The sequence below is a fragment of the Vibrio sp. T20 genome (assembly GCF_007858795.1).
Classification (GTDB): domain Bacteria; phylum Pseudomonadota; class Gammaproteobacteria; order Enterobacterales; family Vibrionaceae; genus Vibrio; species Vibrio satsumensis.
In genome coordinates this window covers 192,412-206,346 of sequence record NZ_VFEB01000176.1, presented here as the reverse complement: position 1 = coordinate 206,346, position 13,935 = coordinate 192,412, and the positions used below count along the sequence as shown (strand labels likewise).

The window sequence follows — 13,935 nt, the reverse complement described above, 5'->3', positions numbered from 1 at the left end:
AAGCGCCATTCCTACGGTAGGAATGGCGCTTTTGTTTGGGTGCTTATAATACTTTCGAAAGATTCTCTATGACACGCGTCACTCGCTCTAGGGAATGACGATAGGTGGTTAAGAGCGTGACAGTCTAGTGGGCGTCATCCTCGAGAGGGAAGAATGAGCGAGAAGGGGATCTCTGGTTTAATGTGATTACCAGTCAACGCCTTGCAGAGCTTTAACTCCAGACTCGAAAGCGTGCTTTACGTTACGAACTTCAGACACGGTATCGGCCATGTCCGTTAAAGTGCGATGTGCTCCACGGCCAGTAATGATCACGGATTGCATTTTCGGACGGTTATTCAGTGCTTCTACCACTTCATCCAGTTCAATGTAGCCGTAACTCACCATGTAAGTCAGTTCATCAAACAGAATCACATCAATCGACTCATCGGCTAGCATGCGTTTACACTCTTTCCACACGCGCTGTGCGGCTTCGATATCTTGAGCCTTGTTTTGAGTTTCCCAAGTAAAGCCAGTACCCATCACTTGAAACTCTACATCGAGCTTTTGCAGGACATTCTTTTCGCCGTTATCCCAAGTTCCTTTTACAAACTGAGCGACGGCACACTTCTTACCATGGCCGACTGCACGTGTAATCGTACCAAAACCGGATGTTGATTTACCTTTACCGTTACCAGTAATAACCAACAATAGGCCTTTTACTTCTTGTGCTGCAGCGACACGAGCATCGACTTGTTCTTTTACTTTCTGTTGTCTTGCTTTGTGGCGTTGTTCTTTGTTGTCTTCAGTCGACATAACAAATCCTTTTAAGTTGTGATTGCGCCTATCATAGCCTAACTTAACGATAGCAAAAACCATCGGAAGAACAGGTGATTAGGGATGAAAAAGATACTTGTGGTTTGTATGGGGAATATTTGCCGTTCGCCAACAGGTGAAGCGGTACTAAGGAAGAAAGCGCAACAACTGGATATTGACGTTGTGGTTGACTCTGCAGGGACGATTGGTTTTCATCAAGGCAACCCGCCAGACTCGCGTTCGAAATCTGCAGGAGAGAAGCGAGGCTACAGCTTTAAGGGGATTATTTCTCGTAAAGTGGTTGATAATGACTTCGAAGAATTTGACCTGATACTCGCGGCAGATAGAGCCAATTTAGACGACTTAATGAGCCAGTGTCCAGCTCACTTCCAATACAAGCTTGCGTTATTTTTAAGCTTTGGAGAGTCACAATATCAAGAGGTCCCCGATCCCTATTATGGTGAGGGAAATGGCTTTGAATTGGTGTTGGATTTAATCGAAGAGTCTAGCGAAGCGATATTGCGTTCATTGTAGTGTGTAATCACGCTGAGTACGCTTAACGTAGGTAGTATTTGAAGTAGTCATAATTCGTCCTCAATGTGTAAACACATTTTAGGACGGGACATAGATATAAAAAAAAGCCGACATTGAATGCCGGCCTTTCTAAATCTAACTTAAAGCTACTGCTAAGATTACTTAGACATTACTTTGTAGATTGGGTCTTCTGCAACGTTCGCCTCAACTAAGCTACCTGCTTTGTGCAGCATAGCAACACAGTCTTGGCTTAGGTGGCGAAGGTGAAGTGTTTTACCTAATGCCGCGTAACGTTCAGCAATCGTATCGATCGCTTCAATTGCAGAGTGGTCAGTAACGCGTGAGTTTGCGAAATCAACGACTACATCTTGTGGATCGTTATATGCGTCAAACAACTCTAGGAAGTTAGCCGTTGAACCAAAGAAGATTGGACCGTTAACTTTGTACTCTTTAGAGCCTTCAGCGTTTACAGACGTGTCTGCGTAGATGTGTTTAGCATGTTGCCAAGCAAACATCAGCGCTGAAGCTACAACACCCACACCTACTGCGACAGCAAGGTCGGTCAGTACTGTTACTACGGTAACAAGAACGATAACGAAGAAGTCTTGCTTAGGAACGCGACGTGCAAGCTTGAAGGTTGCCCACTCAAATGTACCGATAACAACCATGAACATTACGCCCACAAGTGCTGCTAGAGGAATCATTTCAATCAGTGCAGAACCGAACAGGATGAACATGAGTAGTGCAACTGCCGCTACAATACCTGAAAGGCGACCACGACCGCCTGAGTTTACGTTGATCATCGATTGACCGATCATCGCACAACCACCCATCGCGCCAAATACTGAACACGTTACGTTAGCCATACCTTGACCAACACATTCACGGTTAGATTGACCACGAGTGTTTGTCATTTCATCTAGTACTGTCAGTGTCAGTAGAGACTCGATCAGGCCGATAGCCGCAAGAATAATTGCGTAAGGCAGGATGATCTGTAGTGTCTCAAAAGAAAACGGAACAGCAGGAATAGAGAACGTTGGTAGAGAACCCGCTAGCGTTGCAGCTTCGTCACCAGACATCGTACGTAGGAAGTCGACAACAGTTCGAGTTTCAAGGTCAAGACCTACAACCAAAGCTGTTACTGTAACAATAGCAACCAATGAAGATGGTACCGCTGTTGTTAGCTTAGGTAGGAAGTGGATGATAGCCATTGTAAGGGCTACTAGACCCAGCATTAGTGTCATTTGACCGCTTGGTAACCAAGTTAGTGCACCTGTTACGTCTGGTGCTTTAAATTGACCAAGCTGAGCTAGGAAGATAACAATTGCCAAACCGTTCACGAAACCAATCATTACTGGGTGTGGAACGATACGGATAAATTTACCTAGCTTAAATACACCCGCTGCAATTTGCAGAAGGCCGGCTAGCATAACTGCCGCAAATAGGTATTGAACGCCATGGGTTGCCACTAGGCTCACCATTACAACAGCCATTGCGCCAGTTGCACCAGAAATCATACCTGGACGACCGCCGAAGACAGAAGTAATTAAACCTACGATGAATGCTGCGTATAGACCAACCATTGGGTCAACGCCTGCAACAAAGGCGAATGCTACGGCTTCAGGTACCAGAGCTAGGGCTACTGTAAGACCTGAAAGCACATCATTCTTTACAGAGTGCTTTGAAAATTGTGGGAATTCGAACATGTTTGCTCAGCTATGCTTAAGATGGATTTACCGACACGGGTGTATTGCGTAGCCAAACAGTGATGGAAAAGAGCGGCAATAGCGAAGTGTCGAAAAGATAAGTGCGCGAATGCTACCCAAAAATGTGATTAAGTTCAAGGTTGAACCTAACTTTGAGTAATATATCTGTTAATTTTTATTCGATTAGTAGATATGAAAAAGGCTGCTTTAATAAGCAGCCTTTGATTCTATTTACTTGCGATTATCTATCAGTAATCACTAGTAGTTTGGCTTTGTCATCGCCGCGCCAGCTTTGTTCGACGCTGCCTGACTGCCTGCACCTTTCGATACAAAACGTTCAGTGCGGAACGGAGCTGCAATCACTTCAATCTCTTTGATCTCTTGAGGACCAGGAGCTTTAGTCATTGGTGAACCGGCTTGTTTCTTAGCAACTGCTGCCTTTGGTGCCGCTTTAGGAGCTTCTGTTTTTACAACAGGTGCTTCTTCAACTTTTGCACTTTCAGCTTTAGGCGCTTCAGCTTCAGCTTCAACAACTGGTGCTGCTTCTGCTACAACAGGCGCTTCAACTTTCGTCGCTTCTGCAATCACTGGAGCTTCAACTTTCGCAGTTTCAACGACCACTGGTGCTTCTTCAACGACTGCAGGAGCTTCAACTACAGCAGGAGTCTCAGCTACTTGAGCTTCAACAGCAGCTTCTTCGCGACGGATAATCACTTTGCCCATAGCTAGTTCAGGACATGCGAAGCCGCCAGCCATTGCTACGTTGCTTTGTGGTGCCGTCTCTAGAGCAACACTCTGCTCTTGAACAGATGTTTGAGCTTCAGCTACTACTTGAACTTCAGCCACTTCAGGTTTTGTCTGCTTGTGGTGAGGTTTTGGAATGAAGCGAGGCATCACTTTACCCATAGCCATCTCTGGAGAAGCTACACCACCTTTACGTAGGCGGAATGGGTTAGGGCGACGATCACGACCGCGACGACGACGTTGACCACTTGCACGTAGGTGACGTGGAGAACGACGGTTACGACGTTGTTTCGGCTCTTCCTGTTCAGTTTGCTCTGCATTCGCTTGAGTTGCTTCTACTTGTTCCGCAACTTTTTGCTCTTGAGCTACTGATTGTTCTTTTGAAACAGATAGTTCTTTAGCAGCAACTTGCTCTTTTGAAGCATTATCTTCAGCTTGAGCTTGCTGGTCTTTAACACGAACTTGCTTGTTCAGTTTACGACGCTGACGACGCTCTTTAATCTTAGCTGCTTTCGCTTCAGGCTTAGCCTTAGGCGCTTCCGGTTTTCCAGCTTGTGCTTCTGCCGCTAGCTGTAGACCTTCTTCTGCTAATTTAGATGGTGCTTGCTCTTCGCGTTGCTTCTGCTCATCACGTGGCTTATTGCGACGGTCTTGCTTAGGCTTACGAGGCTGACGATTTTGCTGTGGAGCTGCCTCTTTCTGCTCTTCAGGTTTCTCATCACGTGCAGGCTTACGACGACGTTTGTTGTCACGGTTTTCGTTACGATTGTCACCACGCTCACCACGTTGGTTACGACGACGGTTATCGTTACGATCACGGCGTTGACGGTTGCCGTTGTTGCGATTGTTTTTAGGTTTTTCTTCTTGCTTCTCTTCTTCTTTCTTCTCTTCTTGAGTTGAAGAGCCAAATAAGAAGCTACCGATAGCTTTGAAGAAACGACCAATTAGACCTGATTCTTGAGTTGCTGATGGCTCAGCTTTTTTCTCTTCTACAGCTTTAGGTGCTGGAGCGGGAGTTGGTGCCGATTGAGCCGGAGCTGCAAAGCCTTTCAGAGCAGGTTCTTCGATCTTCTTAGGACGAATAGTCTGTTCAGCTGGCTCTTTGCTTTCCGCTTCTTTTAGAGCTTCTAGCTTGTTAGGCAGCAAGTAAGAGAGTAGATCGAACTCTTCACCTTCACGAACACGGATAACCTCAAAGTGCGGCGTTTCCATGTCTGAGTTAGGAACAACAGTGATCTTAACTTCTTGGTTCTTCTCGATGTGGTTTACTGAGCGACGTTTTTCGTTCAGAAGGTAAGAAGCGATTGGAACAGGTACAACAGCAAGTACTTGTGCTGTGTTGTCTTTTAGAGCTTCTTCTTCAATCAAACGTAGAACAGAAAGTGCTAGAGATTCGTTATCACGAACAACACCAGTACCTGTACAACGAGGACAAATGTGGTGGCTTGCTTCTGCTAGTGATGGGCTCAAACGTTGACGAGACATCTCTAGAAGACCAAAGCGAGAAATACGACCAATCTGAACACGTGCGCGATCTAAACGAACGGCATCACGTAGACGGCTTTCTACTTCGCGTTGGTGACGAACCGGAGTCATATCGATAAAGTCGATTACAACAAGGCCACCTAGGTCACGCAGACGTAATTGACGGGCAATTTCATCAGCTGCTTCTAGGTTAGTGTTAAGTGCTGTTTCTTCAATATCGCCGCCCTTTGTTGCACGAGCAGAGTTGATATCGATAGAAGTCAGTGCTTCTGTTGGGTCGATTACGATAGAACCACCAGATGGAAGACGAACTTCACGTTGGAAAGCAGATTCAATCTGGCTTTCAATCTGGTAATGGCTGAATAGTGGCACTTCACCATCGTATTTCTTAACGCGATTCATGAAATCTGGGCGTATTAATTGAATGTGCGCTTGTGCACGTTCAAAAATAGTATTGCTGTCGATTAGAATCTCGCCAATATCACGACGTAGGTAGTCACGAATCGCACGAACGATAACGTTACTCTCTTGGTGAATTAAGAAAGGAGCTGCATTTGAATCAGAAGCTTGCTTGATAGCGCCCCAGTGATTCAGTAGTACGTTTAGGTCCCACTCTAGCTCTTCTGCACTTTTACCAACACCCGCTGTACGCACGATTAGGCCCATACCTTGAGGAAGCTCAAGAGTGCTTAATGCTGCTTTCAGTTGAGTGCGTTCATCACCTTCGATACGACGAGAAATACCGCCTGCACGAGGGTTATTAGGCATAAGAACTAAGTAACTACCAGCCAAAGAGATGAAAGTTGTCAGTGCAGCACCTTTGCTACCACGTTCTTCTTTCTCTACTTGTACGATTACTTCTTGGCCTTCTTTTAGCACTTCTTTAATGCTAGGACGGCCTTGGTATGTATAACCTTCAGGGAAGTATTCGCGGGCAATTTCTTTAAGAGGGAGGAAACCGTGACGTTCTGCGCCGTAATCAACGAATGCCGCTTCTAGGCTTGGTTCAATACGGGTAATACGTCCTTTGTAGATATTCGCTTTCTTTGACTCGTGACCTGGACTTTCGATATCTAGATCGAACAGTCGCTGGCCATCAACCAAAGCGACACGCAACTCTTCTTTTTGAGTTGCGTTAATTAACATTCTTTTCATTTAGAAATTCTCATTGTCTTTTCTTATTTTCATCATTGTTCTTATCGCTTTATTTCGTTTCTCATGGTGCCAGATCCCATGGCTTTATCGGTGCAGCCTCCCGGCTGGAGAGGGATGCTCTGGGGCACGTCAGTCATCATAGGGAGTTAGCCTATGATCCGCGATGTGGCGGTGAATACTCAACATGAGCGTACGTGAGTAGAGCGATAAGGAACCCAGTTGACCGTGTCTTACGCCGATTGCAGCACTGTCTAATCTGAGTTATCTACTCATTTACTTGCTTATGAATGGTTAGCTGTTTAAATAATAGTCAAACCACTGATAGCAGCTGTGAACTATAGCAGCGGTCGGTAAACACAGCAATCTGCTTTGTCGGAATGCTGTAAAAAAAACAGTTTTTGTTTGGGTTTTGATAGCTCTAACTCACTGTCTATAAATAATTTATCAATTGATATTTTAATTTGCAGGAATCTTGGTGCTTTTTTGTTCGAAGAATCAAAGAAATATAGAACTTCAACGAGCATTTGAGGATAGATCGGCAGGGATTAAGGATAAATAAGTTCGGAATAGAGCTAAGAAAATCTCAATTATCAAAAGTGACAGTGATACAATAGCCCAATGAGCGAAATTAGAACCCAAGTCCAATTCGTCGACATTGACGAAGATATGGCTGGTCAGCGTATTGATAACTTCTTACGCAACCAATTAAAAAACATCCCGAAAAGCATGATTTACCGAATCGTGCGTAAAGGCGAAGTCCGCGTAAACAAAAAACGCATCAAGGCTGAGTACAAACTAAAAGCTGGTGATTTAGTTCGTATTCCGCCAGTTACCATTGAAGAGAAAGTTGAAGAGAACGTGCCAAGCACGAAACTCAACAAGGTTTCAGAATTGGAACAGTGCATCATCTATGAAGATGATCACATGCTGATTTTGAATAAACCATCAGGTACTGCGGTTCATGGTGGTAGTGGACTTAAGTTCGGCGCAATTGAAGCGTTAAGAGCACTTCGTCCCGATGCTCGCTTTCTTGAATTAGTGCACCGTATCGATAGAGATACGTCTGGCATTTTGCTTGTTGCTAAGAAGCGCTCGGCGCTAAGACACCTTCAAGCACAGTTCCGTGAAAAAACCGTACAGAAGTATTACTTTGCTTTAGTGATGGGTGAGTGGAAGAACAGCTGTAAGGTTGTAAATGCTCCATTGCTAAAAAATGAAGTAAACAGCATTGTTCGCGTGAACCCAAACGGCAAAGCTTCTGAAACCCGCTTTAAGGTTTTAGAGAAATTCCAAGAGGCGACGTTGATTCAAGCTAGTCCAATTACAGGCCGTACACACCAAATCCGTGTGCACGCTCAGTATACTGGTCACCCAATTGCTTGGGATGATCGCTACGGTGATCGTCGTTTTGACGCTTACACGGGCAAGGTTGGTCTTGATCGTCTGTTCTTACATGCCGCGAACATCAAGTTTACGCACCCAGGTAGTGAAGAGAAGATGGATATCTCGGCGCCAATGGAAAGAAGGTTAGAGAAAGCCCTCACTGGATTACGTAAGATCTAAGAAGATACGAGATACGAGATACGAGATACGAGATACGAAAAGAAGATATTCTTTTTAAATCGAGTGTGTACATAGAATCATAAAGGTTGGCGAATATCGTCAACCTTTTTTGTTTTCTGCTGGAGAAGTTCCTTCAACTCGCTCGCTCCTCGCTCTTGAGGATGACGATTTTTCCTGAGTAAAGTCAGTCCGTGTTGCTATCGAGTTAATCAATTAGCTGATTGGATAATGTAGCGATTTGAGTGATTCCCTAGACTGACGAAGGAGAGAGTAGGGAATCTCTAACAAAAGAGAGAGTATCCATTATAGCACATTCATTCCTTGCGCTTCTAACATATCGACTAGATCGATCAGCGGTAAACCGATCAAAGTATTTGGGTCTTTGCCTTCCATCTGTTTAAACAACGCGATGCCTAACCCTTCACACATAAAACTACCGGCGCAGTAATAAGGCTGTTCTTTCTCAACATAACTAATGATCTGTTGCTCTGTTAAATCGCGGAAATGCACTACGAAGGTGTCGAGACGCGTGTCAGCTTTGTTAGCCTCACTGTTCCAAACCGAAAGCCCGGTATAAAAAGTAATACTCTTGCCGCTTTGGCGAGATAATTGCTCGATCGCTTTTTCTCGAGTATGAGGCTTACCTATGATCTCTCCGTCAATCACACAAACCTGATCAGAGCCAATGACTAAGCTAGGCAGCTCCACAGCACAAGACTTAGCTTTGGTCTCAGCAAGGCGCATCACCAACTGTTGAGGTGTCTCTTCGGGAAGCGGCGTTTCATCGCAGTCAGGCTTAGCTGTGACAAAGTTTAACTGTAGTTTTTTGAGGATCTCTTGCCTAAATGGAGACGTAGAAGCTAAAACTAGTTGGTAATTTCTCATTTTAATTTACAATTCGAGTAAGCATTTAGTTCAGGATAACGTAACTTATCCTGCTATTCATAATGCTCTGAACAGGAAAGGTAGGAAAGTACATTTTTTTTGCCATTTCCTTTGACTAAACATGATTTGGAAGATAAGATTCGCGCCCTATGCAAAAGGAAAAAATACCGCGTACAGTTGATCCGGCAAGAACGGCTCAAAAACGACTTGATGTGAATGGTATCATTCAGGTCAGTCTTTTAAAGCGTTTAACCGAAGCAACTGAAGGCGTAAAACGTGACGCGCAAGTCTCAATGTCATTTGGGCTTGATGAACAACGATTAGTCGTTATCTCTGGTAAAGCTAACGTCGAAGTCGATTTAGAGTGTCAACGTTGTAATGAGGTTTTCGCACATGAGTGCGATGTCCAATTTACTTATACTCCTGTTTACAGTGAGAAAAGTGAAGAGGAAGCACCGGAAGAGTACGATTTGGTAGATCTGAACGAGTACGGTGAGTTAGACCTGATTCAATTAGTTGAAGACGAGTTCATCCTTGGATTGCCACAAATAGCAATGCACGACGATGCGGACTGTAGCGTTAACTCAAATAATTTGGTATTTGGTGAACTTCCTGAAGAAATTGAGGAAGATAAAAAGCCGAATCCATTTGATGTTTTAAAAAGCTTAAAGAAGTAACTGCTTCTTTAAGAATTTACATAGGAGTAGGGTCAATGGCCGTACAAAAGAGCAAGAAATCACGTTCAATGCGTGGCATGCGTCGTTCACACGATGCACTAACTACAGCTGCACTTTCTGTAGACGCAACTTCAGGTGAAACTCACCTACGTCACAACGTGACTGCCGAAGGTTTCTACCGCGGCAAAAAGGTTATCAACAAGTAAGGTTGACCTTTGCAAAATCTAACCGTTGCGCTTGATGCAATGGGCGGGGACTTCGGTCCTCGTGTAACAGTGCCTGCCGCCGTGCAGGCACTGTCGTATTTCCCAGAGCTAAAAGTCATTCTCATAGGTGATCGAGCCGCGATCACATCTCAATTATCTTCATTAGGTCGAATGCCTGATTCTCGTTTGAGTATCCAGCATTGTGATCGAGTTATATCCAATTCTGAAAAACCGTCACTAGCCTTACGTAACAGTCAGGGTAGCTCTATGCGTGCTGCTATTGATTTGGTTGCTGAATCACAGGCTGATGCTTGTGTGAGTGGTGGTAACACCGGCGCACTGATGGCGCTATCTCGTTTCAGACTCAAACTTCTTCCCGGCATTGATAGGCCTGCATTGGTTTCCGCTTTGCCTACTGCTTCTGGCAACCGTACATGGATGCTTGATTTAGGGGCGAACGTTTCTAGTGACGCAGATTCACTGTTTCAGTTTGCCGTAATGGGCAGTGCATTAGCCGAACAACATTTAGGTCGCGCGCCACGTGTCGCTATCTTGAATATCGGCGCAGAAGAAATTAAAGGCAATGACCTTGTAAAACGATGCGCTGAAATGTTGTCGAATACTCAGTCTGTGAATTTCATAGGCTATATTGAAGGTAATCAATTACTTCAAGATGCTGCTGATGTCGTCGTATGTGATGGTTTTGTGGGCAATGTCTGCTTAAAAACGTGCGAAGGTACGGCTCAGCTCTTTATTGATAAGCTAAAAACGCGCATGATGGCTTCAACAATAAAGGGTTGGATAGCCAGAATGTTGTTTTCTGAGCTATTTACTGAATTAAAAACCTTGAACCCCGACCAGTATAACGGCGCAAGTTTGTTAGGATTGCGCGGCATTGTCATTAAAAGTCATGGAAGTGCTGATGTGTCTGCAGTCGTCAACGCGATTGGTGAGGCAGTACACGAGGTCAAACGACAAGTCCCCAGCCGCATTAGCGATCGTTTGGAAGCGGTTTTACTCGAGAGGCATTATTAGTCTTCATGTATAGCAAAATTTTAGGTACTGGCAGCTACTTGCCATCTCAGGTGCGTACAAACGCAGACTTAGAGAAAATGGTAGAGACTAGCGATGAGTGGATTGTTGCTAGAACAGGTATTAAAGAGCGTCGTATTTCAGCGGAAAACGAAACCGTTGCTGATATGGCGTTTTACGCTGCTGAGAATGCCATTGAAATGGCAGGTATCGACAAAGAAGATATTGATTTAATCATCGTTGCGACAACCAGCAGTAGCCACACATTCCCGTCTTCGGCATGTCAGGTACAAGGTAAGCTTGGAATTAAAGGCTGCCCTGCGTTTGATTTGGCTGCAGCGTGTTCTGGTTTTGTTTACGCACTGTCTGTTGCTGATCAACACATCAAGACTGGCATGTGTAAGAACGTTTTGGTAATTGGTGCTGATGCACTGTCAAAAACCTGTGATCCGACTGACCGCTCTACTATCATCTTATTTGGTGATGCAGCAGGCGCGGTGGTTGTAGGCGCAAGCGAAGAGCCAGGTATTTTGTCTACTCATATTTACTCTGATGGTAAATACGGTGAGCTTCTAAGCCTAGAAGTACCAGAGCGCGGCGGTGATGCTGATAAATGGCTGCACATGGCAGGCAACGAAGTATTCAAAGTGGCGGTAACTCAGCTTTCTAAGCTAGTTAAAGACACATTAGCTGCGAATAATATGGATAAGTCAGAGCTTGATTGGTTAGTTCCACACCAAGCGAACTACCGTATTATCTCGGCAACGGCTAAAAAGCTGACAATGTCGCTTGATCAAGTAGTTATTACTCTTGATAAGCACGGTAATACGTCAGCAGCTACCGTGCCAACAGCACTCGATGAGGCTGTTCGCGACGGGCGAATTAAACGTGGTCAAACGCTTCTTCTTGAAGCCTTTGGTGGCGGCTTCACTTGGGGTTCTGCGTTAGTTAAATTCTAACCTCAAGCGATAATCAACAAACAAGGCACATAACTTATGTGCCTTATTCAATTTTTTGCTTTGCTTAAAGGATAATTACAATGAGCAAGTTTGCTATCGTATTCCCAGGCCAAGGCTCTCAAGCTATCGGTATGCTTGCTGACCTAGGCGAACAGTATGATGTTGTTAAACAGACATTTGCTGAAGCTTCAGAAGCACTTGGTTACGATCTATGGGCATTGGTTCAAGATGGTCCAGTAGAAAATCTAAATGAAACTTTCCGCACTCAACCGGCTCTATTAACAGCGTCTGTTGCTATTTGGCGTGTATGGCAAGAACTTGGCCTAGAGCAACCTGTAAATCTAGCAGGTCACAGCCTAGGCGAATACTCTGCACTAGTATGTGCAGGCGTTATCGACTTTAAAGAAGCGATCAAGTTGGTTGAACTACGTGGTCAACTGATGCAAGAAGCGGTTCCTGCAGGTGTTGGTGCAATGTACGCAATCATCGGTCTAGACGATGAAGCGATTGCTAAGGCGTGTGAAGAAGCTGCGCAAGACGAAGTTGTGTCTCCAGTTAACTTTAACTCTCCTGGCCAAGTTGTTATCGCGGGTAACAAAGCGGCAGTAGAGCGTGCTGGTGCACTTTGTAAAGAAGCGGGCGCTAAGCGTGCACTTCCGTTACCTGTTTCTGTGCCGTCTCACTGTGCACTGATGAAGCCAGCAGCAGACAAGCTAGCGGTGGCTCTAGAAGCTCTAGAGTTCAACACGCCAGCATTGCCTGTTATCAATAACGTTGATGTTATTGCTGAAACAGACCCTGCAAAAATCAAAGATGCACTTGTTCGTCAGCTATACAGCCCAGTTCGTTGGACTGAAGGTGTACAAGCGATGAATGAGCAAGGCGTTGAGAAGCTACTTGAATTAGGCCCTGGTAAGGTTCTTACTGGTCTAACAAAACGAATCGTAAAAACTATGACAGCTGCTGCAGTTAATGACACTGCATCACTAGAAGCTGCTAAGTAATAACCACTTAATAGAGAAGTTATGATGAATTTAGAAGGCAAAGTTGCACTAGTTACAGGCGCAAGCCGTGGTATCGGTCGTGCAATCGCTGAACTTTTAGTTGAGCGTGGTGCTAAAGTTATCGGTACTGCTACATCTGAAGGCGGCGCTGCTGCAATCAGCGAGTACCTTGGTGAGAACGGTAAAGGTCTTGCTCTTAATGTAACTGATACTGACTCAATTGCTGCTACACTGAAAACCATCAACGATGAATTCGGTGCGATTGACATTCTAGTTAACAACGCAGGTATCACTCGTGATAACCTTCTTATGCGTATGAAAGACGACGAATGGAATGACATCATCGACACTAACCTAACGCCGATTTTCCGCATGTCTAAAGCTGTACTGCGTGGCATGATGAAGAAGCGTCAGGGTCGTATCGTAAACGTTGGTTCTGTAGTAGGTACTATGGGTAACGCTGGTCAAGCTAACTACGCAGCGGCTAAAGCAGGCGTAATTGGTTTTACTAAATCAATGGCTCGTGAGGTTGCATCTCGTGGCGTTACAGTGAACACTGTAGCTCCTGGTTTCATCGAAACTGACATGACTAAAGCGCTAAATGATGACCAACGTGCAGCAACTTTGGCGAATGTACCAGCAGGTCGACTAGGTGACCCTCGCGAAATCGCTGAAGCTGTGGTATTTTTGGCGTCACCTGCGGCAGCTTATATCACAGGTGAAACACTTCACGTCAATGGCGGTATGTACATGGTGTAAATTATGTGCAACATTTGTGCATGATTTAAGTCAAGATCATACGTAATTTCGGTTAAAATCGTGAAAATTGTGGTTTGACCAGAAAAGTTGACCTTGCAACTTTCAATAGATTGAATAAACTACGGAAAACATCGCATAAAGCGAACTCTGTAAAGGAAAAGAAAAAATGAGCAACCTCGAAGAACGCGTAAAGAAAATCATTGTTGAACAGCTAGGTGTAGACGAAGCTGAAGTTAAAAACGAAGCTTCTTTCGTTGATGACCTAGGTGCAGATTCTCTAGACACAGTTGAGCTAGTAATGGCTCTAGAAGAAGAATTCGACACTGAAATCCCAGATGAAGAAGCTGAGAAAATTACTACTGTTCAAGCAGCTATCGATTACGTAACTAGCGCTCAGTAATAATCTCTCCCAGGCGGTCACCTCGACCGCCTGT

General features: G+C 44.7%; 13 protein-coding genes. 9 read left to right on the top strand and 4 right to left on the bottom strand.

The annotated features are described in order from the left end of the window. Window positions 1-186 precede the first annotated feature (186 nt). Window positions 187-792, bottom strand: a complete 606-nt coding sequence (cobO, locus tag FTW16_RS19745) for a cob(I)yrinic acid a,c-diamide adenosyltransferase (protein WP_146492226.1) — start codon at window positions 790-792, stop codon at window positions 187-189. 84 nt (window positions 793-876) lie between these two features. On the opposite strand from cobO, the gene FTW16_RS19740 reads away from it, so the two are divergent. Beyond that, a complete protein-coding gene (locus FTW16_RS19740; RefSeq protein WP_146492225.1) occupies window positions 877-1,326 on the top strand; it encodes a low molecular weight protein-tyrosine-phosphatase in 450 nt (149 codons plus the stop codon). A gap of 158 nt (window positions 1,327-1,484) precedes the next feature. Here FTW16_RS19740 and FTW16_RS19735 read toward each other — a convergent pair whose 3' ends face one another. Continuing rightward, window positions 1,485-3,032 carry a SulP family inorganic anion transporter gene (locus FTW16_RS19735; protein WP_060982310.1) on the bottom strand — a complete coding sequence of 516 codons (1,548 nt, stop codon included), beginning with the start codon at window positions 3,030-3,032 and terminating at the stop codon, window positions 1,485-1,487. 258 nt (window positions 3,033-3,290) lie between these two features. Then, complete coding sequence (gene rne, locus FTW16_RS19730; RefSeq protein WP_146492224.1) at window positions 3,291-6,416, bottom strand: ribonuclease E; 3,126 nt, start codon at window positions 6,414-6,416, stop codon at window positions 3,291-3,293. A 618-nt stretch (window positions 6,417-7,034) separates the two neighbouring features. On the opposite strand from rne, the gene rluC reads away from it, so the two are divergent. Then, the gene (gene rluC, locus FTW16_RS19725; protein ID WP_146492223.1) at window positions 7,035-7,979 is read left to right on the top strand and encodes a 23S rRNA pseudouridine(955/2504/2580) synthase RluC; all 945 of its coding nucleotides are present in this window, start codon (window positions 7,035-7,037) and stop codon (window positions 7,977-7,979) included. Between the two features lie 303 nt (window positions 7,980-8,282). Here the strand turns inward: rluC and FTW16_RS19720 are convergent, their stop codons facing one another. Then, complete coding sequence (locus FTW16_RS19720) at window positions 8,283-8,864, bottom strand: Maf family protein (RefSeq protein ID WP_146492222.1); 582 nt, start codon at window positions 8,862-8,864, stop codon at window positions 8,283-8,285. Window positions 8,865-9,013: 149 nt separating this feature from the next. Between FTW16_RS19720 and yceD the strand changes: the two genes are divergently transcribed. From yceD to acpP, 7 genes are all read left to right on the top strand, one after another. Beyond that, window positions 9,014-9,541, top strand: coding sequence for a 23S rRNA accumulation protein YceD (gene yceD / locus FTW16_RS19715; RefSeq protein ID WP_046222705.1), 528 nt, complete (start codon window positions 9,014-9,016; stop codon window positions 9,539-9,541). Window positions 9,542-9,576: 35 nt separating this feature from the next. Then, window positions 9,577-9,747, top strand: a complete 171-nt coding sequence (rpmF, locus tag FTW16_RS19710; RefSeq protein ID WP_004737376.1) for a 50S ribosomal protein L32 — start codon at window positions 9,577-9,579, stop codon at window positions 9,745-9,747. A 9-nt stretch (window positions 9,748-9,756) separates the two neighbouring features. Beyond that, window positions 9,757-10,782: a phosphate acyltransferase PlsX gene (gene plsX, locus FTW16_RS19705; protein WP_146492221.1), complete on the top strand. Its 1,026-nt coding sequence runs from the start codon at window positions 9,757-9,759 to the stop codon at window positions 10,780-10,782. Between the two features lie 5 nt (window positions 10,783-10,787). Then, window positions 10,788-11,738 (top strand): beta-ketoacyl-ACP synthase III, encoded by a 951-nt coding sequence (locus FTW16_RS19700; RefSeq protein WP_010437276.1) that lies wholly within the window; start codon window positions 10,788-10,790, stop codon window positions 11,736-11,738. An 80-nt stretch (window positions 11,739-11,818) separates the two neighbouring features. After that, entirely contained in the window at window positions 11,819-12,742 is a 924-nt protein-coding gene (fabD, locus tag FTW16_RS19695; protein WP_017630537.1) for an ACP S-malonyltransferase, read from the top strand. 24 nt (window positions 12,743-12,766) lie between these two features. Further along, the gene (gene fabG, locus FTW16_RS19690) at window positions 12,767-13,501 is read left to right on the top strand and encodes a 3-oxoacyl-ACP reductase FabG (protein ID WP_029235138.1); all 735 of its coding nucleotides are present in this window, start codon (window positions 12,767-12,769) and stop codon (window positions 13,499-13,501) included. Window positions 13,502-13,667: 166 nt separating this feature from the next. Next, window positions 13,668-13,901, top strand: coding sequence for an acyl carrier protein (acpP, locus tag FTW16_RS19685; RefSeq protein WP_004737381.1), 234 nt, complete (start codon window positions 13,668-13,670; stop codon window positions 13,899-13,901). Window positions 13,902-13,935 lie beyond the last annotated feature (34 nt).